Annotated in this window: 17 protein-coding genes and 1 tRNA gene; 12 read left to right on the plus strand and 6 right to left on the minus strand. The window is 61.1% G+C overall.

Annotation, left to right across the window (positions count from 1 at the left end):
- Window positions 1-107 precede the first annotated feature (107 nt).
- Window positions 108-731: a 2OG-Fe(II) oxygenase gene (locus tag ACP7DW_RS21730; RefSeq protein WP_426056617.1), complete on the plus strand. Its 624-nt coding sequence runs from the start codon at window positions 108-110 to the stop codon at window positions 729-731.
- Between the two features lie 128 nt (window positions 732-859).
- Entirely contained in the window at window positions 860-1306 is a 447-nt protein-coding gene (locus ACP7DW_RS21735; RefSeq protein WP_010398828.1) for a CBS domain-containing protein, read from the plus strand.
- A gap of 68 nt (window positions 1307-1374) precedes the next feature.
- Here the strand turns inward: ACP7DW_RS21735 and ACP7DW_RS21740 are convergent, their stop codons facing one another.
- Window positions 1375-3636, minus strand: coding sequence for a putative bifunctional diguanylate cyclase/phosphodiesterase (locus ACP7DW_RS21740; RefSeq protein ID WP_426056615.1), 2262 nt, complete (start codon window positions 3634-3636; stop codon window positions 1375-1377).
- A gap of 433 nt (window positions 3637-4069) precedes the next feature.
- Between ACP7DW_RS21740 and aroC the strand changes: the two genes are divergently transcribed.
- Window positions 4070-5164, plus strand: coding sequence for a chorismate synthase (gene aroC / locus ACP7DW_RS21745; RefSeq protein ID WP_426056614.1), 1095 nt, complete (start codon window positions 4070-4072; stop codon window positions 5162-5164).
- Between the two features lie 119 nt (window positions 5165-5283).
- Here the strand turns inward: aroC and ACP7DW_RS21750 are convergent, their stop codons facing one another.
- Together ACP7DW_RS21750 and ACP7DW_RS21755 are read right to left on the minus strand one after the other, a co-directional pair.
- Complete coding sequence (locus ACP7DW_RS21750; protein ID WP_426056612.1) at window positions 5284-6780, minus strand: HDOD domain-containing protein; 1497 nt, start codon at window positions 6778-6780, stop codon at window positions 5284-5286.
- Window positions 6777-8516, minus strand: coding sequence for a putative bifunctional diguanylate cyclase/phosphodiesterase (locus ACP7DW_RS21755; RefSeq protein ID WP_426056611.1), 1740 nt, complete (start codon window positions 8514-8516; stop codon window positions 6777-6779). Before ACP7DW_RS21755 ends, ACP7DW_RS21750 begins: the two co-directional genes overlap by 4 nt.
- Window positions 8517-8911: 395 nt before the next feature.
- Here ACP7DW_RS21755 and ACP7DW_RS21760 point away from each other — a divergent pair, with 395 nt between their 5' ends.
- The 4 genes from ACP7DW_RS21760 to ACP7DW_RS21775 all read left to right on the plus strand — a co-directional run bounded on the left by ACP7DW_RS21760 (window position 8912) and on the right by ACP7DW_RS21775 (window position 12275).
- Window positions 8912-10594, plus strand: coding sequence for an isovaleryl-CoA dehydrogenase (locus ACP7DW_RS21760; protein WP_426056610.1), 1683 nt, complete (start codon window positions 8912-8914; stop codon window positions 10592-10594).
- Between the two features lie 145 nt (window positions 10595-10739).
- Complete coding sequence (upp, locus tag ACP7DW_RS21765) at window positions 10740-11390, plus strand: uracil phosphoribosyltransferase (protein WP_096235746.1); 651 nt, start codon at window positions 10740-10742, stop codon at window positions 11388-11390.
- A gap of 20 nt (window positions 11391-11410) precedes the next feature.
- Window positions 11411-11773, plus strand: a complete 363-nt coding sequence (locus ACP7DW_RS21770; RefSeq protein ID WP_426056609.1) for an Hpt domain-containing protein — start codon at window positions 11411-11413, stop codon at window positions 11771-11773.
- A gap of 298 nt (window positions 11774-12071) precedes the next feature.
- Window positions 12072-12275, plus strand: a complete 204-nt coding sequence (locus ACP7DW_RS21775) for a cold-shock protein (protein WP_010398811.1) — start codon at window positions 12072-12074, stop codon at window positions 12273-12275.
- Window positions 12276-12538: 263 nt separating this feature from the next.
- Here the strand turns inward: ACP7DW_RS21775 and ACP7DW_RS21780 are convergent, their stop codons facing one another.
- A complete protein-coding gene (locus ACP7DW_RS21780; protein WP_426056608.1) occupies window positions 12539-13450 on the minus strand; it encodes a LysR family transcriptional regulator in 912 nt (303 codons plus the stop codon).
- A gap of 215 nt (window positions 13451-13665) precedes the next feature.
- Here ACP7DW_RS21780 and aceB point away from each other — a divergent pair, with 215 nt between their 5' ends.
- Window positions 13666-15264, plus strand: a complete 1599-nt coding sequence (gene aceB, locus ACP7DW_RS21785; RefSeq protein ID WP_426056606.1) for a malate synthase A — start codon at window positions 13666-13668, stop codon at window positions 15262-15264.
- 80 nt (window positions 15265-15344) lie between these two features.
- Here the strand turns inward: aceB and gloB are convergent, their stop codons facing one another.
- Complete coding sequence (gene gloB, locus ACP7DW_RS21790; RefSeq protein WP_426056605.1) at window positions 15345-16154, minus strand: hydroxyacylglutathione hydrolase; 810 nt, start codon at window positions 16152-16154, stop codon at window positions 15345-15347.
- Between the two features lie 19 nt (window positions 16155-16173).
- On the opposite strand from gloB, the gene ACP7DW_RS21795 reads away from it, so the two are divergent.
- The 4 genes from ACP7DW_RS21795 to ACP7DW_RS21810 all read left to right on the plus strand — a co-directional run bounded on the left by ACP7DW_RS21795 (window position 16174) and on the right by ACP7DW_RS21810 (window position 18341).
- A complete protein-coding gene (locus ACP7DW_RS21795; protein ID WP_298405751.1) occupies window positions 16174-16950 on the plus strand; it encodes a class I SAM-dependent methyltransferase in 777 nt (258 codons plus the stop codon).
- The gene (gene rnhA, locus ACP7DW_RS21800; protein ID WP_092800349.1) at window positions 16943-17380 is read left to right on the plus strand and encodes a ribonuclease HI; all 438 of its coding nucleotides are present in this window, start codon (window positions 16943-16945) and stop codon (window positions 17378-17380) included. Before ACP7DW_RS21795 ends, rnhA begins: the two co-directional genes overlap by 8 nt.
- Before the next feature lie 87 nt (window positions 17381-17467).
- Entirely contained in the window at window positions 17468-18184 is a 717-nt protein-coding gene (gene dnaQ, locus ACP7DW_RS21805) for a DNA polymerase III subunit epsilon (protein WP_298405755.1), read from the plus strand.
- 82 nt (window positions 18185-18266) lie between these two features.
- Window positions 18267-18341: transfer RNA gene (locus tag ACP7DW_RS21810), tRNA-Val, on the plus strand.
- A gap of 511 nt (window positions 18342-18852) precedes the next feature.
- On the opposite strand, the gene ACP7DW_RS21815 is transcribed toward ACP7DW_RS21810, so the two are convergent.
- On the minus strand, window positions 18853-20649 hold the full coding sequence (locus ACP7DW_RS21815; protein ID WP_426056604.1) for a UvrD-helicase domain-containing protein: 1797 nt from the start codon (window positions 20647-20649) through the stop codon (window positions 18853-18855).
- Window positions 20650-20659 lie beyond the last annotated feature (10 nt).

Genomic DNA, 20659 nt, shown 5'->3' on the forward strand with positions numbered 1-20659 from the left:
GGGTTGTTCGACCATTGCGCGTGCGCCGCACCGCGGGGAAGCAGCTGCAGCGAACGACATCCTGGGCTTCAGGCGCACTCTCATGTATGTCCACCAGGAAAGATTTTATGCCCGCAATATCGTTCGACGGCGCCCTTGCCGTGCCCGGACCGTCTATCGTTGACGGCCTGTGCCGCGCAGCCTGGCTCCTGCAAGAGCAATTCATTTCCCCTGAACTCAGCCGCCAGCTGGCCGCCGAATGCGTGCAATCCATGCTAAGCGGCAAGATGAAGGGCGCCGGCGTGGGCAGCGGCCATGCACCGCTGCTGCAGCCGGACATCCGCGGCGACCATATCGCATGGCTGGAAGCGGGCCGCTCAAGCGCCTGCGATAGCTATCTGAAGCAGATGGAAGCGTTGCGCCAGACCCTCAATCGCGAGCTGTTCCTGGGGCTGGAAGAGTACGAAAGCCATTTCGCCCTGTATGCGCCGGGCGCCTTTTACCGGGCTCATCTGGACCGTTTCCGCGACGATGACAAACGCACCGTGTCCGTCGTGCTGTACCTGAACGACGACTGGCTGCCCGAACACGGCGGCGCGCTGCGTTTGCACCCCGATGGCGGCCCCAGCGTGGATATCGCGCCCGAAGCAGGGCGCATGGCCATGTTTCTGTCGGGCGAGATGCTGCACGAGGTGCTGCCGACGGCGCGCCAGCGTCTTTCTATCGCCGGCTGGTTTCGCCGCAGAGCGTAATGGAAAGTTGCGCGCAATCCCCCTCGATTTGATTGCGCGCAAGGCTGGATTTTTCCGCAGGCATAGGCTACAGTCGCAGTAAGGGCTAGAATAACTAAAATACCAATCACGCGGACAGGACGGCCAATATGAAAGTATCTGAAATTCTCCAAGTCAAGGGCAACATCCTCTACACGGTCACGCCTGACCAGCCCCTGCTTGACGCGGCCAATACCATGGCGGAAAAAGACATCGGTTCGCTGGTGGTCATGGAATTTGGCGACCTGGTCGGCATGCTGACCTTCCGCGAAGTGTTGAACGCCTTGCATGAAAACGCGGGCCAGATCGGCGGCGGCACCGTGCGCAAGCACATGGATGACCATCCGATCACCGTCACCCCGGATACGGAAGTGAATGAAGTGCGCCGCATCATGCTGGAAAAACATGCGCGCTACCTGCCCGTCATGAATGCCAAGACCTTGCTGGGCGTCATCTCCTTCTACGACGTGGCACGCGCCGTGCTCGAAGCGCAAAGCTTTGAAAACCAGATGCTGAAAGCGTATATCCGCGACTGGCCGGCTGAAACCACCGATTAAGCGATCGCAATGCAGTAAAGACAACGCCGGCACTGCCGGCGTTTTGCATGGTCAATGCAGGCTGGCGCCTACGCCGCGCCCTGCAGCGCCTCGTTGTTCAGCCAGGTGCCCAGCGCCGTGGCCGTCATGGGGCGGGCGAACAGGAAGCCTTGCGCCATCGGGCAGCCCAGCGCTTGCAAAATTTGTGCTTGCCGCTCGTCTTCCACGCCTTCGGCGATCACGGCCAGGCCCAGGTTGCGGCCCAGCTGGATGACCATTTCGGCGATGCTGCTGCCACGCGCGGAACCCGTGATTTCCGTCACAAACGCGCGGTCGATTTTCAGGCGGTCGACTTGCAGCCGCTGCAGGTACGACAGCGACGAAAAACCCGTGCCGAAGTCGTCGATGGCGATGCTCACGCCCGTCTGCTTGATCTGCCACAACATCTTGATCAGCAGGTCCGGCTCTTCCATGGCCATCGATTCCGTGATTTCCAGTTCGATGAACTCGGGCGGCGCCTGCGTCTCTTCCAGCGCCGCGCGCAGCATCTCCAGGAACAGCGGGTGGCGGAACTGCACTTGCGACACGTTGACGGACATGACGAAGTTGCGGTGGCCCTGCTCGCGCAGCAGCACCAGTTCGCGGCAAGCCGTGCGCAGCACCCATTCACCGAGCTCGATGATGATGCCCGAATACTCGGCAATCGGGATGAAACGGTCGGGCGAGATGAACTTGCCGTCCGGCGTCTGCCAGCGCAGCAGCGCTTCGGCGCCCACGGGGCGGCGCGTGGAGAGGTCGATCTGCGGTTGATACACGACAAACAGCTGGCCCTGGCTGAAGGCCGTGCGCAGCGCATGCATCATGCGGACTCTTTCGCGGATTTCGATGCCCATGCTGCGTGAAAAATAGAAGTGCCCGGCGCGCTGCTGGCTTTTTGCCCGTTTCAGGGCGATATCGGCATCCTTCAGCGCATCGGCGCCCGTGCCCGCATGTTCGCCCAGCCGCACCAGGCCCAGGGTGGCCGACAGCTGCACATCCTGGCCATCGATGCAGAACGGCGCCTGGAACAGGGCCAGGATCTTGGCCGGGTTGACTTGCGACGAGTCGCCCAGCACGCAAAAGATGTCGCCGCCCAGGCGCGCCACCGTCAGCTGGGAACCGAGCTGGGTTTGCAATCGGCCCGCCACGGCAATCAGCAGGGTGTCGCCGAACTGATGTCCCAGCGCATCGTTGGTCTCGGCAAAATGGTCGAGGTCGACCAGCGCCAGGGTGGCGTCGTCGCGCGCAGGCCCGGCCAGGGTGGCGTCGAGGATTTCCACCAGGCGCGTGCGGTTCGGCAGCTTCGACAACTGGTCGTAGAAGGCGGCGTTGTGCAGGTGCGATACCAGTTCGACATTGTCCAGGCCCACGGCGACGTTGCTGCAAAACACTTCCAGCAGGCTTTCATCGATGGCCGAGAGGGGCCGCGGCAGGACCAGGTAGGCGGCCGCATCGCGGCCGGCCTTGCCCGAGAAATACAGGGTCGCGTAGTCGTGCGCGTAGACATTGCGCCGCTGCGCCAGTGTGTGCTCGATGGCCGCCATCACGCGGGGGTTTTGCAGGCCGCACAGGGCGCTGTGCGGCAGGCTGGAAAAGCTGCCCGTGCAGGCTGACACGAGCAGCTCCTTGCCGCCATTTTCCAGCATTTCTTGCACGCACAGCAGGCCATCGGCGCCGATGCCCAGCAGGTCGGCGATCTGCGCCAGCACGCCGGCCGAGAAATTCTGCACGCCGTGCAGCGCCATCAGCTGCGTGCTGGCGTGGACGATACGGTCCAGGCCGCGCCGGCTGTTGCTGATCGAGCGTATCTGTTCGTACGAGCGGATGGCGGCCGTCACGGTGGTAAACAGCTTGATGCGCGTCAGTTCGGACTTGGTCTTGTAGTCGTTGATGTCATAGTCGCGGATGGCGTCGATTTCCGGCGCATAGCCGGGCTGGCCTGTGCGCAGGATGATGCGCACGTCCTTCATTTTGAGGGTTTCGCGGATGTAGCGCACCAGGTGCAGGCCCGCGTCATCCTGTTCCATCACCACGTCGAGCAGGATGACGGCGATGTCGTCTTCATGCTTGAGCAGTTCGCGCGCCTGGCCGGCCGAATACGCATGCACGAATTCCAGCGGGCGGTGCTGCATTTCCAGGTTGCCCAGGGCGAAAGTGGTGGTGGAGTGGACGTCTTCATCGTCGTCGATGATCATCACCCGCCAGACGCTGCGCGGTGCGACGGCCAGCGGCTGCGCTGGTTGCTCATCGAGGAATACCAGGTCGTCGTGATCGTCCTTGTTGGCGTCAAGGGGGATGATCGGTGCGGGCATGTATAGCTTCTCCAGGATGACTCGGAACGAGATGTGAGCACATCAGAAATGTCCATGGCGTTGTTGCAGCGCCTCGCCGTACTTGCGTACTGTCTTCGGCGCCGCGCCTAGCCCTGGCCATTTCTGATGCACTCAGGGCGCATCGAAAATGTAGCACTCCGGTGCTGCCGAGGCTCGCACATTTTCTGATGGTCCATCATTCAAGTATATAGCTATTTAATAAGCAAAATGTTTTTTTAAGCCTATTCCGTAGAGCAATATTTCCTGTATTGCATGATTGCAACTCATATCTGGTGTTTTTTGTATGAAAAAAAACACGGGATTTAAAAATGGTGATGACGGGCGGGAATATCGGGCCTTGCCGCGGCATTAGCGGCATGGCATGCCCCGCAGGCTGGTAGAATTGAGTTTTCCAGTCCTCACACTTCCTACTATGTCCGGCAATTCTTTTGGCAAGCTGTTTACTGTTACCACTTTCGGCGAATCGCATGGCCCGGCCATCGGCTGCGTGATCGATGGCTGTCCGCCAGGATTGATCCTGTCGGAAGCCGATATCCAGCCCGAGCTGGACCGCCGCAAGCCGGGCACCTCGCGCCACGTGACGCAGCGCCAGGAATCCGATACGGTGGAAATTCTCTCCGGCGTGTACCAGGGCGTGACGACGGGCACGCCCATCGCGCTGCTGATCCGCAATGAAGACCAGCGCAGCAAGGACTACGGCAATATCGCGGAAAGCTTTCGCCCCGGCCATGCCGACTACACCTACTGGCATAAATACGGCGTGCGCGACCCGCGCGGCGGCGGGCGTTCCTCGGCGCGCCTGACGGCGCCCGTGGTGGGCGCGGCGGCGATCGCCAAGAAGTGGCTGCTGCAGCAGTACGGCACCACCTTCAAGGGCTGCATGAGCCAGCTGGGCGACATCGCCGTGCCGTTCCAGTCCTGGGGACACGTGCATGCGAACCCCTTCTTTGCCGCCAGCGGCGACGCGGACCTGATCGCGCGCATGGAAGCGGCCATGGATCAGTTGCGCCGCGACGGCGATTCCATCGGTGCGCGCATCGACGTGATCGCGCAAAACGTGCCGGTCGGACTGGGCCAGCCGATCTACGACAAGCTCGACGCCGACATCGCCTACGCCATGATGGGCATCAATGCCGTCAAGGGCGTGGAAATCGGCGCCGGTTTCGATTCGGTGGCGCAAAAGGGTTCCGAGCACGGCGACGAACTGACGCCGGAAGGCTTCATTGGCAATAACGCCGGCGGCGTACTCGGCGGCATCTCGACGGGACAGGATATCAGCGTTTCGATTGCCATCAAGCCGACGTCGTCGATCCGCACGCCGCGTCGCTCGATCGATAAAGAGGGCAATCCCGTGATGGTGGAAACCTTCGGCCGCCACGACCCCTGCGTGGGCATCCGTGCCACGCCGATCGCCGAAGCCATGCTGGCGCTGGTCTTGATCGACCACGCCCTGATGCACCGCGCGCAATGCGGCGATGTCAGCGTGAATACGCCGAAGTTGAAGTAAGTTGAATGTTGTCGGATGACGGGCCTGCGGCCCTAATCCGACCTACGACCCACGCCATGTGTAGGTCGGATTAGCGGGGCATCGCCCCGCGTAATCCGACAACATCGTTGGCGTTTCTATCAAGCCACCTTGTTCGCCACCAGCTCCAGTTGATGGCGCATCTCCACCGACTGCACCAGTAACGCCCGGATATCGTTGATCAGGTTGAATTCCGTCTGGTTCAATTGAATCGGCGGGAAGCTGTCGTCCCAGTCGCCGTACAGGAAGCCCGTGGGGTGGCCGTTGGCCGACAGGGGCAGCACGACGAAGCTGCGCGCTTCCGACAGGGTGGCTTTCCACCATTGCGGCAGCTTGGCGGCAAATTTCGGGTCGCGCGCATTGTCGATGAAGATCACGCGGTCGCTATTGAGGGCCGCGTGGAAGACGTTCGGCTCATACGCGTCGCCAAATACCATCAGCTCCTGCAGGTCGGCCATGCCTTCGCCCATGCTGATGCGCGCCGAGTATAAATGATCGCGGTGGTTGCGCACGAATGCCACCGAGCGCGAAAAATCAAAGCCCTGGTGCAGCGTTTCGAGCGCCATCGAGACCATCTGGCCCGGGCTGGCGCTGCCGATGGCGCTGCGCAGGTCGGCCAGGCCGCCGATCAGGATGCGGTTGCCTTCGGCGCGCATGCGCGTCGAGGCCAGCTGGCGCGCGCGCCGTTCGGCCGGTTTCGACAGGGGCGCGATCGACAGGTCGGCCGCCGCCATGGCTTTCGCCTTGTCCACCGCCACCACCAGGTCCGTGGCAGCGATGCCCAGCGTGCCGGCATAGTCGTCGATCAGCGCATGCACCTGCGCCGCGCCGGCCGCATCGTCATGCCACAGCGAGTCGGCGCAACGCGCCGCCATGGTCGACAGTCCTGCCATCCAGTCGGCGCCGCTGACGGGCGAGTTGTCGGGCGACGGCTCCATCGGACGCATGCCGTTGATCAGGTGCTGCGGCAAGCCCCAGTGGGTGGCCGTGGCATAGCCCACTTCCGGCAGCGACAGGCCGAGGATTTCGCGCGCGGCGGCCGCCTCGTTGCCGGGACCCGCATGCGCCTGCATGCGCGCCCAGAAGTCCGTCATGTAGAACGTCACCATCATGCGGCCCAGGGTGTGCAGCATGGAGCAGACGACGGCTTGCTCCGCCTGCAGGCTGCCGGCGCTGGTGGCCACTTGTTGCGCCACCATCCCGGCCAGCACGGCCTTTTCCATTTCGACGTGCGCACTGACGGAGTCGGGCGAGGCCTGCGACAGCTCCTCGATCAGCTTCAGTCCCAGCGCCAGGTGGCCGATGGCGTCGATGCCCAGCACCAGCACGGCCTTCGAGACCGTGTTGACCCGCTGGCCGAAGGCCGAATACATGCCGCTGTTGGCCAGGCGCAGCACCTTGTGCGTGAGGACAGGGTCGGACAGCACCGTTTGCGTGATGTCGAATTCGTGGTCATCCTCGCCGCGCATGGCGCCCAGGATGGCGCTGATGGCTTTCGCGAAGCCGGGCATGTCGCCCTGCTGGCGCGTGCGCGCCCACAGCAGGTCCAGGGTGTTTTTGCCGAGCTGTGTCGGTACCGCGAAATGACCTGGATTCATTGCACCCCTCCGCGCTGTTCATTGGCAGGCGGCGTGGGCACCAGCGCCGCATAGGTTTTTTCGCTCAAGGCCGATAGCGCGGCATGGGCCGGCATCGGTTTGCCCGTCAAATAGCCTTGCACATACTGGCAGCCGCGCGACTCCATGAAGTGCATCTGCTCCTCCGTTTCCACGCCTTCGGCCACCACGGACAAATTCAAATGCTTGGCCAGGTCGAGAATGGTGTTGCAGATGGCCGCGTCCTTGCTCGATTCGGGCAAGTCCTTGATGAAGGTGCGGTCGATCTTCAGTACGGAAATGGGGAAGCGCTTCAGATACGCGAGCGAAGAGTAGCCGGTGCCGAAATCGTCGATGGCGATGCGCGCGCGGCGCTCCGTCATCTTGACGAGGATGGTTTCCGCATGCACGGGGTCGATCATCAGGGTGCCTTCGGTAATTTCCAGCACCAGGTGTTCGCCCGAGAGTCCCGAAAAGGCGATGGCATCATCGAGCACGTCGAGGAATTTGTCGTTGCGGAACTGGCGCGGGCTGATGTTGACCGAGATGTACAGCGGCCGCTTGGCCACTTCCTGGAACTGCTTGAGTTGCACGCAGGCCGCCTTCAGCGCCCAGGCGCCCAGCAGATTGATCAGGCCATTGGCTTCGGCAATCGGGATGAAACGCACCGGCGGCACCAGGCCCAGGGTCGGGTGCTTCCAGCGCATCAGGGTTTCGAAGCCCTGGATCTGCCGCGTGTGCGCATTGACGATGGGCTGGTAAAACAGCAGAAACTCGCCTTCGCGCACGGCGTGGAACATGGCCGCTTCCAGTGAGATATCGTGTTCCGACGGGCCATTCAGGCGCGGGCTGTAGACCAGACAGCGGGCCTTGCCCGTTTCCTTGGCGCGCGACATGGCCGCATCGGCCAGCGCCACCAGGCGCACTTCATCTTCCGCGTGCAGCGGATAGATCGATACGCCCACGGACGCCCCCACGTAAATCGTGTGGCCATCGACTTCGAACGGCGCCTGCAGGGTGGCCAGCAGGCGGCCCGTCACCAGCTTGATTTGCGCATCGGTGGCGCTGCCCGGCAGCACGGCGACGAATTCATCGCCGCCCACGCGCGCCAGGGTGTCGCTGTCGCGCAGGGTCTTGCGCAGGCGCGCGGCGGCCAGGCGCAGCACGGCGTCGCCGACGGGGTGGCCCAGGCCATCGTTGACCTTTTTAAAACCATCGAGGCCGATGGTGGCGACCGAAAAACCCTGGCCCGAACGGGCCGCCTGGGCGATGACCATGCGGATGCGGTCCGACAGCAGCAGGCGGTTCGGCAGCCCGGTCAGCGCATCGTGCGTGGCCATGTGGCGCAAGCGCTCCTCCGTGTTGTGCTGGGCCGAGGTGTCGCGCCCGACGACCAGCAATTCGGCCACGCCCGCTGCATTCATATAAGAAGACAGGCGCAGCTCGAACCAGAGTTCCTGGTCCGGCGTTTGCAGGCGCACTTCCAGGCGGCCCGGTTCTTCCAGGGAATCTTCCAGCGCTGCCTGCAGCGCCGCGCGCGATGCTTCGGTGGCCAGCGGCAGCAGCAAGTGGCCGGACAGGCCTGAGGGCGCACCGAACAGGGTGGCCGCGCGCTTGCTGGCGAACAGGATCAGGCCGTCCGTATCGAGCCGGAACACGACGTCGCCTGCCTCTTCCATGAGGTTGTCCAACTCGTGGCGTGCCTCGCGGTGGGCGGCGGATGGGGTACTGGAAAACATCGTGCTGGCTTTTACCTTTTTATTATCAGTGCCGGCGCACGCTGCAGGGCAGGGCGCCAACGGAAAGAGTGCATCGTGCGTGACGCGTGCCATAGAGCCGGAAGGGCGGCTATCGGAATGCGATCCACACGAAATGTATCATTGAAAAGCATTCGATTACATGAAATAGAGCAACATTGCTTCAGGTTTTGTAAATATTCCTGCCTTCCATGAAAAAAATCATGCTGCGCGACACGCGCAGGCATTTTCGTTCCCCATGGAACATTTATCTGCGCTTGCTTGCACTGGCGCGCTTGCCCCGCCCTGCGCTTTACGCTAGTCTGGCTGACAGACGGTGTTGACGGTGCGCCAGCGACAGCCAGGGCGCCATGATAACAAATCGCGGGAGACCCCCCATGAATGCTTTTGACACGCATGAAGTTTTCAACCAGGCCACGCCGTTCGAAAACGTCAATCTGTTCGCCTGCGACCCGGCGCTGATCGAAGCGCTGCTGCGCGAGGGCGGCGGCGCGGCGCGGCAGGAGCTCGACGCGCTGGGCGAGAAACTGGGCCGCGCCGAGACGTATGCGCTGGCGCGCCTGGCCAATATCCACACGCCCGAGCTGCAGCAGTTTGACCGGGCCGGGCGCCGCATCGACGAGGTGCTGTTCCATCCGGCCTGGCATGAGCTGATGGCCATCCTCGTGGGCGCCGGCGCGCACGCTGCGCCCTGGGCGTCACCGGGCCCCGGTGCCCAGGTGGCGCGTGCGGCCGCCTATATATTAGTGGGGCAGGTGGAAAACGGCACGCAGTGTCCCGTGACGATGACGTATGCCTCGGTGCCGGCCTTGCGCCAGGCGCTGGATCTGCCGCACATCGCGCAGCGCTGGCTGCCGAAAATCCTCTCGCGCGAATACGATCCCCGCTCCCTGCCCGTGGAACAGAAACGCGGCGCCCTGGTCGGCATGGGCATGACGGAAAAGCAGGGCGGCTCGGACGTGCGCAGCAACACCACGCGCGCCGTGCCCGTGCCGCCGGCCGAGGCGCGGGCCCTGTTCGGCGACGAGGCTGGCGGCGCCTGGCGCATCGTCGGCCACAAATGGTTTTTTTCGGCGCCGCAGTGCGACGCCCATCTGATCCTGGCGCAGGCGGAAGAGGGGGGATTGTCCTGTTTCTTTTTGCCCCGCTACCTGCCCGACGGCAGCCGCAATGCCATCCGCGTGCAGCGCCTGAAGGATAAGCTGGGCAACCGCTCGAATGCCTCATCGGAAGTGGAATTTACCAATGCCTGCGGCTGGCTCGTGGGGCAGCCGGGGCGGGGCATTCCCACCATCCTGGAAATGGCCAGCCATACGCGCCTCGATTGCGTGCTGGGCAGCACCGGCATCATGCGCGCCGCCCTGACGCAGGCGCTGCACCATGCGCGCCAGCGGGCCGTGTTCGGCAAGCCGCTGGCCGGGCAGCCATTGATGCAAAACGTGCTGGCCGACCTGGCGCTCGAATCGGAAGCCGCCACGGCCTTTGCCCTGCGCCTGGCCCGCTGTTTCGATGAAAAGGACGATGCAGGCCAAGCGATGCTGGCGCGCGTGCTCACGCCGGCCGGCAAGTACTGGATTTGCAAGCGCGGTCCCGGCTTCGGCGCGGAAGCCATGGAAGTGCTGGGCGGCACCGGCTATGTGGAAGACGCGCCGCTGGCGCGCCTGTACCGCGAGCTGCCCGTCAACTCGATCTGGGAAGGTTCGGGCAACGTCATGTGCCTCGACGTCTTGCGCGCCTTCGGCAAGTCGCCGGCCGCGCGCGACGCCCTGGCGGCCGAGCTGGCGCTGGCCGGCGATGCCGACGCTGCCTTTGCAGAGTACCGGACGCGCCTGCTGGCCGACCTGGACGGGCCGCAAACGGATGAATTTGGCGCCAGGCAATTATCTGAGCGCATCGTGCTGGCCGTGCAGGCCGCCTTGTTGCTGCGCCATGCGCCGCCCTTCATCGCGCAGGCCTTCCTGCAGTCGCGGCTGGTGCAAGCGCCGGGCGGCGCGTATGGCCGCTTGCCGGCGGGCACCGATTGCGCGGCCATCCTGGCGCGCGCGCTGCGCGAGTATTGACCCCGATAAATCCGATTATTTCGAAAATTCCAGCCACAGGCGGGCTGTGGGCTGGGATAATGCGGCAATCCATCATTTTATCGACACACAGCGCGCCTGCGGCCATGCTTGCCGCCGCGCCAGAGAGCAAAGAAAGAACAACAATATGAAACAAGATCCACGCTTCCCGAATTTGTTCATTACCGATCACCCTTTGATCCAGCACAAACTGAGCCACATGCGCGAGCACGACACGTCCACGCGCACCTTCCGCGAATTGCTCAAGGAAATCACTTTGCTGATGGGCTATGAAATCACGCGCGACCTGCCGCTGACCACGCGCGAAATCAAGACCCCGCTGGTGACCATCGACGCGCCCGTCATTGCAGGCAAGAAACTGGCCATCGTGCCCATCCTGCGCGCCGGCATCGGCATGAGCGATGGCTTGCTGAACCTGGTGCCATCGGCCCGCGTGGGCCACATCGGCGTGTACCGCGATCCCACCACCCACATGCCTGTGGAATACCTGGTGCGCCTGCCCGATCTGAGCGAGCGCACCTTCATCCTGTGCGACCCGATGGTGGCGACCGGCAATTCGGCCGTGTACGCGGTCGACGTGCTGAAGAAGCGGGGCGTGACGGACGAGCAGATCATCTTCCTGGCGCTGGTAGCGGCGCCGGAAGGCGTGACCGTGTTCCAGAACGCGCATCCGAAGGTCAAGATGTACTGCGCCTCGCTCGATTCGCACCTCGATGACCACGCTTACATCGTGCCGGGCCTGGGCGACGCCGGCGACCGCATCTTTGGCACCAAGTAAGCCAATCCGCGAATATTGCGATGGCAACCTTGACCGACCCGGATTTTCGCGCGCGTTTGCGCGCCCTGAACGAAAAATATGCGGCTGGCGTACCGGCCATGATGCAAGCGATCACGCAGGCCAGCGGCCGCTGCGACAGTGAAGGCCCCCGTCTGGAGCCGTTGACGCAGTTGCACCGCGCGCTGCACGCGGTCGCCGGCTCGGCCGCCACCTTCGGTTTCGCTGCGCTGGGCCAGGAATGCCGGCGCATCGAACAGCAGGTGCGCGCCATGCTCAACACGCCTGCGCAGGCGGTGGAGGAATGGCCCGCCGTGCGGGGGCAAGTGGAGGCGCTGCTGGACTGGGCCGCGCGCGATGCGGGCGCCACCCATTTCAGCGTGTAAGTGACAGCGCCTTAGAGATGTGGTTGCAATGATTCATTTGATGCAACGCAAAGCACCGGCGTCGCAGATTAGGATATAGTGTCTCCATGCCGCTGGTACAGGGCGCCGCAAGACGGGGATTTGGCTATTAAAGTAGTGTTCGCAAGTTTATTTTGCGAAAGAATGGTTTTTCTCAGTTTTGTTGGTATAATTGGGCATCGTTGGATTCGAGGTAGTAGTGCAGTTTGTCTGTCATTTCTTTCTTGCTTCAAACGATATAACGGGCGCAAGCCCAACTTAACTGAAATAGGAAATTGTAATGGCAACTGGCATCGTAAAATGGTTCAATGATTCGAAGGGCTTCGGCTTTATTACCCCTGACGAAGGCGGCGAAGATCTGTTCGCTCACTTCTCGGCTATCCAGTCGAACGGCTTCAAGTCCCTGCAAGAGAACCAACGCGTTTCTTTTGAAGTGACCGCTGGCCCTAAAGGCAAGCAAGCTTCGAACATTCAGCCAATCTAATACGCTGGATCAAACGAAATAAAGAAATCCTCGGTCTCCGAGGATTTTTTTTCGCCTGAATTTTCGTGAGGCAGGGGTTTTGCGAGTGTTTTATGGCTTACGCGGCTCTTTTTAGCGTGCTTTGCATCACCGCGTAGGTCGGCTTGGCGCTTGCGCGTAAGCCGACAATGGTGGTGTTGGCAAGAGGTATGGGGTGGTGTCGGATTACGCTACGCCAAGCCGACCTACGCTTAGCTGCGTTCTTCCAGTTCGGCCCGCATTGACTAGATTGCTCTTTCACGCCAGTAGTCGGGCTGGGAATATGAGTGCCTTAAAAAATCCACAAACGCCCGTATGCGCAGCGGCAAGTGGCGGCGCTGGGCGAACACGGCATAAATATCGTTGCCCGGCGCGGCGAACTGGTCGAGCACCGTCACCAGCTGGCCCGAGGCGATTTCGGCACCAACCTCCCACATCGAGCGCCACGCCAGACCCTTGCCGGCCAAGGCCCAGTCGTGCAGCACTTCGCCATCGTTGCACACCATATTGCCGGCCACCTTCAAAATGACATTCTTGCCGTTTTCGCGGAAGGTCCAGCCGCGCTGGCTGCCTTCGCTGCTGATCGCCAGGCAATTATGTTTCGCCAGGTCAGCCGGGATGCGTGGCGTGCCGGCCCGTTTCAGATAGGCGGGCGAACCGACCAGCACGCGCTGGTTGTCGGCCAGTTTCGTACTCACCAGAGACGAATCGGACAGGCTGGCGATGCGGATGGCCACGTCGATGCCTTCGCCGATCAGGTCGACGAGGCGGTCGTTCAGATTCAGCGACACCGTCACGTCGCGGTGCTCGGCGACGAACGAGGGGATCAATGGCGCCACATGCTGGCGCCCGAAGCCGGCCGGCGCGGAAATGAGCAAATGGCCGCTGGCCTTCACGCTGCGCTCGGCCACGGCCGCTTCCGCCTCTTCCAGTTCTCCCAGGATGCGCTGGCAATCTTCCAGGAAGGCCGCGCCTTCATTCGTCAAGGCCAGCTTGCGCGTCGTGCGCTGCAGTAATTTGACGCCCAGGCGCTGCTCCAGCGCATCGAGGCGCCGGCCTATCATGGCCGGGGCGATGCCTTCCGCGCGCGCGGCCGCCGACAGGCTGCCCCTGGCCACCACTTCCACGAAGGTTGATATTTGTCTGAACTGGCCCATATGCTGTGCTCGCTATCTCGTCACTTGTGATAAAAACGCATAGATGAAGTGATTTTTAATCTCGTTTCCATGCCTTATAGTGCAATACTATAGGACAAACGCACCGCCCGGCAGAGTGTTTTACGCCTTTGTCCCGCTTGTCCGCGCAGTCATTCAGCTTATACTTGGATCACCAGATACCCTTTGCTTATATTTATTAAAAACCGGAGAACTTCATGACGCAGAACACGATCACACTTCCCGAAGGCATGCAAATCACGGGTGAAATCCAGCCCGGCTACGAACAGATTTTGACGCCGGCAGCGCTGGCGCTGGTGGCCAAGCTGACGCGCGCATTCGAGCCGCGCCGCCAGGAGTTGCTGGCCGTGCGCGTGGAACGCGCCAAGCGCCTCGACGCGGGTGAGCGTCCTGATTTTCTGCCAGAAACCGCGCATATCCGCGATGGCGACTGGAAGATCGCGCCGATTCCGAAGGCGCTCGAATGCCGCCGCGTGGAAATCACCGGTCCCGTCGAGCGCAAGATGGTCATCAACGCCTTCAATTCCGGCGCGGACAGCTATATGACGGACTTCGAAGATTCGAACACGCCGAACTGGGATAACCAGCTGACGGGCCAGATCAATATGTTCGACGCCGTGCGCAAGACGATTTCGCTGGAGCAAAATGGCAAGTCGTACAAGCTGAACGACAAGATCGCCACCCTCGTCGTGCGTCCGCGTGGCTGGCACCTCGATGAAAAGCACGTGCTGGTCGACGGCAAGCGCATTTCCGGCGGCATTTTTGATTTCGCCCTGTTCATGTTCCATAACGCCAAGGAACAGCTGGCGCGCGGCGCCGGCCCGTATTTCTACCTGCCGAAGATGGAATCGCACCTGGAAGCGCGCCTGTGGAACGACATCTTCGTCATGACGCAAAGCGAACTGGGCTTGCCACAAGGCACGATCAAGGCGACTGTCCTGATCGAAACCATTTTGGCTGCGTTTGAAATGGATGAAATCCTGTACGAACTGAAAGAGCACAGCTCTGGCTTGAACGCGGGGCGCTGGGATTACATCTTCTCGTGCATCAAGAAATTCAAGCTGGACAAGGATTTCTGCCTGGCCGACCGCGCGAAAGTCACCATGACGGCGCCGTTCATGCGCGCCTACGCCTTGCTGCTGCTGAAAACCTGCCACAAGCGCGGTGCGCCCGCCATTGGCGGCATGGCAGCCTTGATCCCGATCAAGAACGATCCCGAAAAGAACGACATCGCCATGGGCGGTGTGCGCAACGACAAGGCGCGCGACGCCACCGACGGCTACGACGGCGGCTGGGTTGCCCATCCGGGTCTGGTGGAACTGGCCATGGGCGAGTTCACGAAAGTGCTCGGTGACAAGCCGAACCAGATCGAGAAACAGCGTCCCGACATCGAGGTGAAAGCGTCGGATCTGCTGAACTTCCAGCCGGAAGCGCCGATCACGGAAGCGGGCTTGCGTTACAACATCAACGTGGGTATCCACTATCTGGGCAGCTGGCTGGCTGGCAACGGTTGCGTGCCTATCCATAACCTGATGGAAGATGCGGCCACGGCCGAGATCAGCCGCTCGCAAGTGTGGCAATGGATTCGTTCCAGCAAAGGCGTGCTGGAAGACGGCCGCAAGGTCACGGCCGACATGGTACGTGCCATGATTCCGGAAGAACTGGCCAAGGTGCAGCGCGATGCGCCGGGCGGCAACGGTCCGACCTATGTGCGCGCGGGCCAGATTTTCGAGGAAATGTCGACGTCGGAATCGTTCGCCGAGTTCCTGACCTTGCCGCTGTATGAAGAAATCTGATCCCGATCAAATAGATCGATAAAAAAATCCCGGCGATGCCTGATGGTGTCGCCGGGATTTTTCTTTGTAGAGACAGAAGCTTAAAAGTTGTTTTTCCACATACGCAGCGCCGCAAATGCTTCCACGGGCGAAGCGTCGTTGGCCAGCTTGCCTTCCACCTTCAGGCTGGTCAAGATGGCCGGTTCGCGGTAGCGCAGGAAGGGATTCGTGGCTTTTTCCATGGCAATGGTCGACGGCACGGTGGATAAACCCTGCTGGCGCTTTTCCGTGTCGATGGCGATGCGTTCCTGCAGGGCACGGTTGCCCGGTTCGACGGCGTTGGCGAAGCGCAGATTGGACAAGGTGTACTCATGCGCGCAAAATACCTCGGTATCATCGGGCAGGGCGGCCAGCTTGCCCAGCGAGTCGGCCATCTGGCCCGGCGTGCCTTCGAACAGGCGGCCGCAGCCGCCGGCAAACAGGGTGTCGCCGGAAAACAGCCATGGCGCATCGCCTTGCTCCGAGCGCTGGCGCACATAGGCGATATGCCCCTTGGTATGGCCGGGCACGTCGATGACGGTCATCTGCAAACCGAGCTCCGGCACATAGGCGACATCGCCTTCACCAAGCGCTTGCGTGATGGTTGTGATAGCCTCATTGCGCGGGCCGAAGACGGGCACGGCGAAATGCTGCAACAATTCAGGTACGCCACCCGTGTGGTCGGCGTGGTGGTGCGTGAGTAAAATGGCGCACAAGGTCAACTGATGTGCTTGCAGCGCATCGAGGATGGCCATGGCATCGCCAGGGTCGACCACGGCGGCGTGGCGGCCGTCATGGATCAGCCACAGGTAATTGTCGGCAAAGGCGGGCACGGCAAGTACCGATAAAGCGTGTTCAGGGGAATGTGTCATGAGCAAAAGAGAAAACTGAATGGACAGTGTGGCATCCGAAAAATCCATTATAGCGCTTGATGGCTGGCTGCAGACCCCAGCCGGTCTGTACGTGCGCGCCTGGGAGCAGCAATGCCTCGACAGTTTGACCGTCGACATCTTCGGGTTTAACGCCGTGCAGATCGGCTTGCCCCAGCTCGATGCGCTGGCGGCCAGCCGCATGCCGAACAAATGGCTGCTCGATGCGCGCCTGCCGTCGCGCCCGCCGCAAGAGCGCCGTTTGACCCTGGTGTCGGCCTTCGACGAGTTGCCGTTCGACTCGCAAAGCCTGGACCTGGTGGTCTTGCCGCACGTACTTGAATTTGCCGCCGAGCCGCATCAGGTCTTGCGCGAAGTCGAGCGCGTGCTGATCCCCGAGGGGCGCGTGATCGTCTGCGGCTTCAATCCGGCCAGCCTGTGGGGCATGCGCCAGGGCCTCGGAAGAGTCACGGGACGCCATTACCTGCCGCAGGCGGGCGAGCTGATCTCTATGCCGCGCATGAAAGACTGGTTAAAATTGCTGAACATGGGCGTCAGCCAAAGCCACTTCGGTTGCTACGCACCTGCCTGCAGGACAGAAAAATGGCTGCGCCGCAACGCCTTCATGGACAAGGCCGGTGCGCGCTGGTGGCCATATCTGGGCGCAGTGTATATAGTGCAGGCGATCAAGCGTGTCAAAGGGATGCGTTTGATCGGTCCGGCGTGGACCAAGAAACCGGCGACGGCGCCCGCAGGCGCACCGGTCACGAATAAAAGGCGGGAACAGCAAGATGGATAAGGTAGAAATTTATGCCGATGGCGCATGCAAGGGCAATCCGGGCACAGGCGGCTGGGGCGCGCTGATGGTGGCCGATGGCGCCAAGAAAGAAATTTACGGCGGGGAACTCAATACGACGAATAACCGCATGGAATTGAAGGCCGTGATCGAAGCCTTGACGGCGCTCAAACGTCCCTGCCAGGTAGTGATGTATACCGATAGCCAGTACGTGCAGAAGGGCATCAGCGAATGGATCCACGGCTGGAAGGCGCGCGGCTGGAAAACGGCGGCCAAGGCACCGGTGAAGAACGTCGACTTGTGGCAGGCGCTCGACACGGCCCAGGCCGTTCATGAAGTGGAATGGCGCTGGGTACGCGGTCACAATGGCCATCCGGGCAACGAACGGGCCGATGAGCTGGCCAACCTGGGCGTGGAAACCGTGCGCGCGTAAGAATGTCCAAGGTCGCCGGTTGTCATCGCAGGGCACAGGTTTGCTATACTGTGCCCTTCGCTTTTTGCTTTTACGACTGAATCCGCCATGCGTCAAATTGTTCTCGATACTGAAACCACCGGCCTGAACCCGCGCACGGGCGACCGCATCCTGGAGATCGGGGCGGTCGAACTGAACAACCGCATGTTGACGGGGAATAATTTTCACCATTACATCAATCCCGAGCGCGATTCGGAAGAGGGCGCGCTGGCCGTCCACGGCTTGACGACGGAATTCCTTAGCGACAAGCCGAAATTCGCAGAAATCGCCGACGAATTCCGCGCCTATATCGCCGGCGCCGAATTGATCATCCACAACGCCCCATTTGATATCGGCTTCCTCAACGCGGAATTCAAGCGCCTGAATCTGCCGCCCGTGCATGAGCAAGTGCATGGCGTGATCGACACCCTGGTGCAGGCAAAGGAAATGCATCCCGGCAAGCGCAACTCGCTTGACGCCCTGTGTGACCGCTACGGCGTCTCGAACGCCCACCGCAAGCTGCACGGCGCGCTGCTCGACTCGGAATTGCTGGCCGACGTCTACCTGGCCATGACGCGCGGGCAAAACAGTCTGAGCATGGAAGAAGAAGTGGAAGTGGCTGCCGACGGCGCCGCCCTGGAAATCGTGCCGCTCGCCGAAGTCATCTTCCAGAGTGCCACGGCCGACGAGCTCGCCGCCCACGAAGCCACCATCGCCGGCCTCGACAAGGCTGCCAAAGGCCAGTGCATCTGGAGCGCCGTCACCGCGCCACCAGCGGCCGCCTGAGAAAAAAAGCGGGGCATGCTAAATTTCCTGTCGCCAGCCCTTGCAGATGCCGCAACACCTATGCGATAATTCGCCTCGCTTCGGGAGGTTAGCTCAGGGGTAGAGCACTGCATTCACACTGCAGGGGTCGCAAGTTCGAAACTTGCACTTCCCACCAAGAATTCGTTTGATATCAAAGGCTTACACTGATTTAGTGTAGGCCTTTTTTGTTTGGTATGAAAAAAGTATGAAAAATCCGCTTCGGACGCGCCTGGACGAGGCCGGACAGCGGACAATGCGACGATTGCATAAGTCCGGAGAGGAAGACTTTTCATTCAGCATTGCAAAGTCTCGGATAAGTTGATCGCATCTTTCCTTCTTCGCTTCGCACATAGCAAACATTTCGACCGAGACATTGCCAGTCTTGGCCGAGGTCGGTCATGTTGGCGTGCAGTGCTGCTTGCCCTTGCTTTCAAGGTGCCGCAGGCTTGCGGAGTCTACAAAGATTGCTAACGCGAAGACTACGGGAGACCTTCCCATTGTTCAGTTATAGAGCCGGGCATCCGAGTCGATCCAGTACGCGTGGCGCCACCGGTAACGGCGCTCGCTTCATATCTCCTGCGCCAATCGCAAGAAGCCGAACGTCAGGCCGGGCGTCGGCACGGTGCGTCTGGCACCTGACAGCGGCTCTACGGGGAGTCGTAAGGGAAGACGCAGGCCTTCAACAATCGAGTCGCACCCCATGTATCGCCTCGCTGCCCTCTTGCGCGACCTGTCTCAGAAAACATGTGGAGGTGCCTTCGCGCCCGAGATCCGATGACGTACAGGAGTTTCTTTGCACTGTCGTCTCCGGCGGCGTCGTTGAAGTGCGGTACCATCCCCTCGAGCAAGGTGTGAGCGATGACGACATCGAACTCGGCGCCTTTGACGCCGTGAATGGTGGATACCAATATCCCGGAGCGCGCCTGGAACGCTTTTTTGAAGAAGGAGACGTCGCTGGCAGCGGCGACTCCATCAGTTTGCAGTCGTTGCAATCGCGCCTCGGAACTGGCGAAGAACGCCTCGTGGTGTTCCCTCAGGCTCACGAACCCAAGGTAGGGCACTTGAAGGCGAACGAACAGGGAATCGAAGAACGTGCGCAGATAAAGGAGGCCGTCCGTCTCATCGATCACAACTGCGTTGCATTCCGCGAGAAGGTGCTTGCGGTTGAAGGCGGAAACGTCGACGCCTGCGCTGCTTAGATCCTGGATCACCTCGCCTGCCCATCGCAAGCGACGCAGATAGCCGCCAGGGGAAGGCTCGGTCAAGGCAAGCCGCGCCACTTTGTACCAAAAGTTCTCCGGGTCTCGGGCGAATGGCACGATGCCTGGGCCGTCAAACCGATATTCCGGCAACCGCACCACAAGCGCGCGCGTCATGGCCGTCAGATAAGGCCACTGGGGAGCGACGACGCAGATCTCATTGGGCGGCACACCCAGCACCTCGATGTTGTACTGAATCAAACGCGCGATTTCGTCGGCGAGATCGTCCTTATGGATGGTCGCGTCGTAGGTGATCAGGCTGGCAAAGTCTCGGTTTCGCCCCGAAGCCTCGATCACCGTCCCATACAGATTAAAGTTCCCGAAGTAATCAATGAGACGCTGGGAAGATCGATAGTTTCGCGACAACGCCCTCGGTTCGATCTCTAAACCCGTTAAAGCGCGCAGGCCGGCGAGGTCGATAGGGACGCCACCCAGCGAGCCAAAAATCGCCTGGTTGGGATCTCCCACCATCAGCAACTTGGTGGTACCACCGCCAGCTGACAGTATCCTTCCCAGAATCTCATATTGAATCTCTTTGGTGTCTTGATACTCGTCAACCAAGACAAATGAGAAAATTTTGGAAAGATTTCCACTGATCGCAGGATGGGCTGTCACGAGTCTATGCGCGTAGAAAAGGATCAGCTCGAAATCAATCTGCCGCCTGCACTTTAGCGTCGCAAAGAACTCGTCCAGGACATTTTCGATGACCGCATGCTTGTGCGTGTCGCGACACCCCAATACACGGTCGCGAGGCGTGAAGTAGTAGTCGCAATCCCAAATGGTGACGCGCTGAGCTCGGTATGGATAGCACAGCTGCTCCAGCATCTTTTCGCGCTCGTGCAAATCGATGATTCGGAATCCGTGAGCCAGATCGGGATGATAGAGACCGTAGGGCTTCAAAATCCATTCAAGGCAAAAAGCATGAATGGTGCCGATCCACAGTTGCTCAGTGTTGACTCCCAAATTCTCGATGCGCTCGCGGATCTCGTCGGCAGCACGATTGGTGTAGGTGATTGCAATGACAAACTTGCGGTCGGAGGGCAGTCGCGACAGTTCATAGGCGATCTTGTACGTCAGCGTTCGTGTCTTGCCGCTGCCCGGACAGGCAATGAGGAACTGACTGCCAGCGAAAAGCACCGCAGCCTCTTGTTCCGGGTTCAGCTCATGTCGGGACCAAGCGAACATAGACGCCCCC

It is taken from the genome of Janthinobacterium sp. PSRC1-1 (genome assembly GCF_049897525.1).
In the GTDB taxonomy this organism is placed as follows: domain Bacteria; phylum Pseudomonadota; class Gammaproteobacteria; order Burkholderiales; family Burkholderiaceae_D; genus Janthinobacterium; species Janthinobacterium tructae.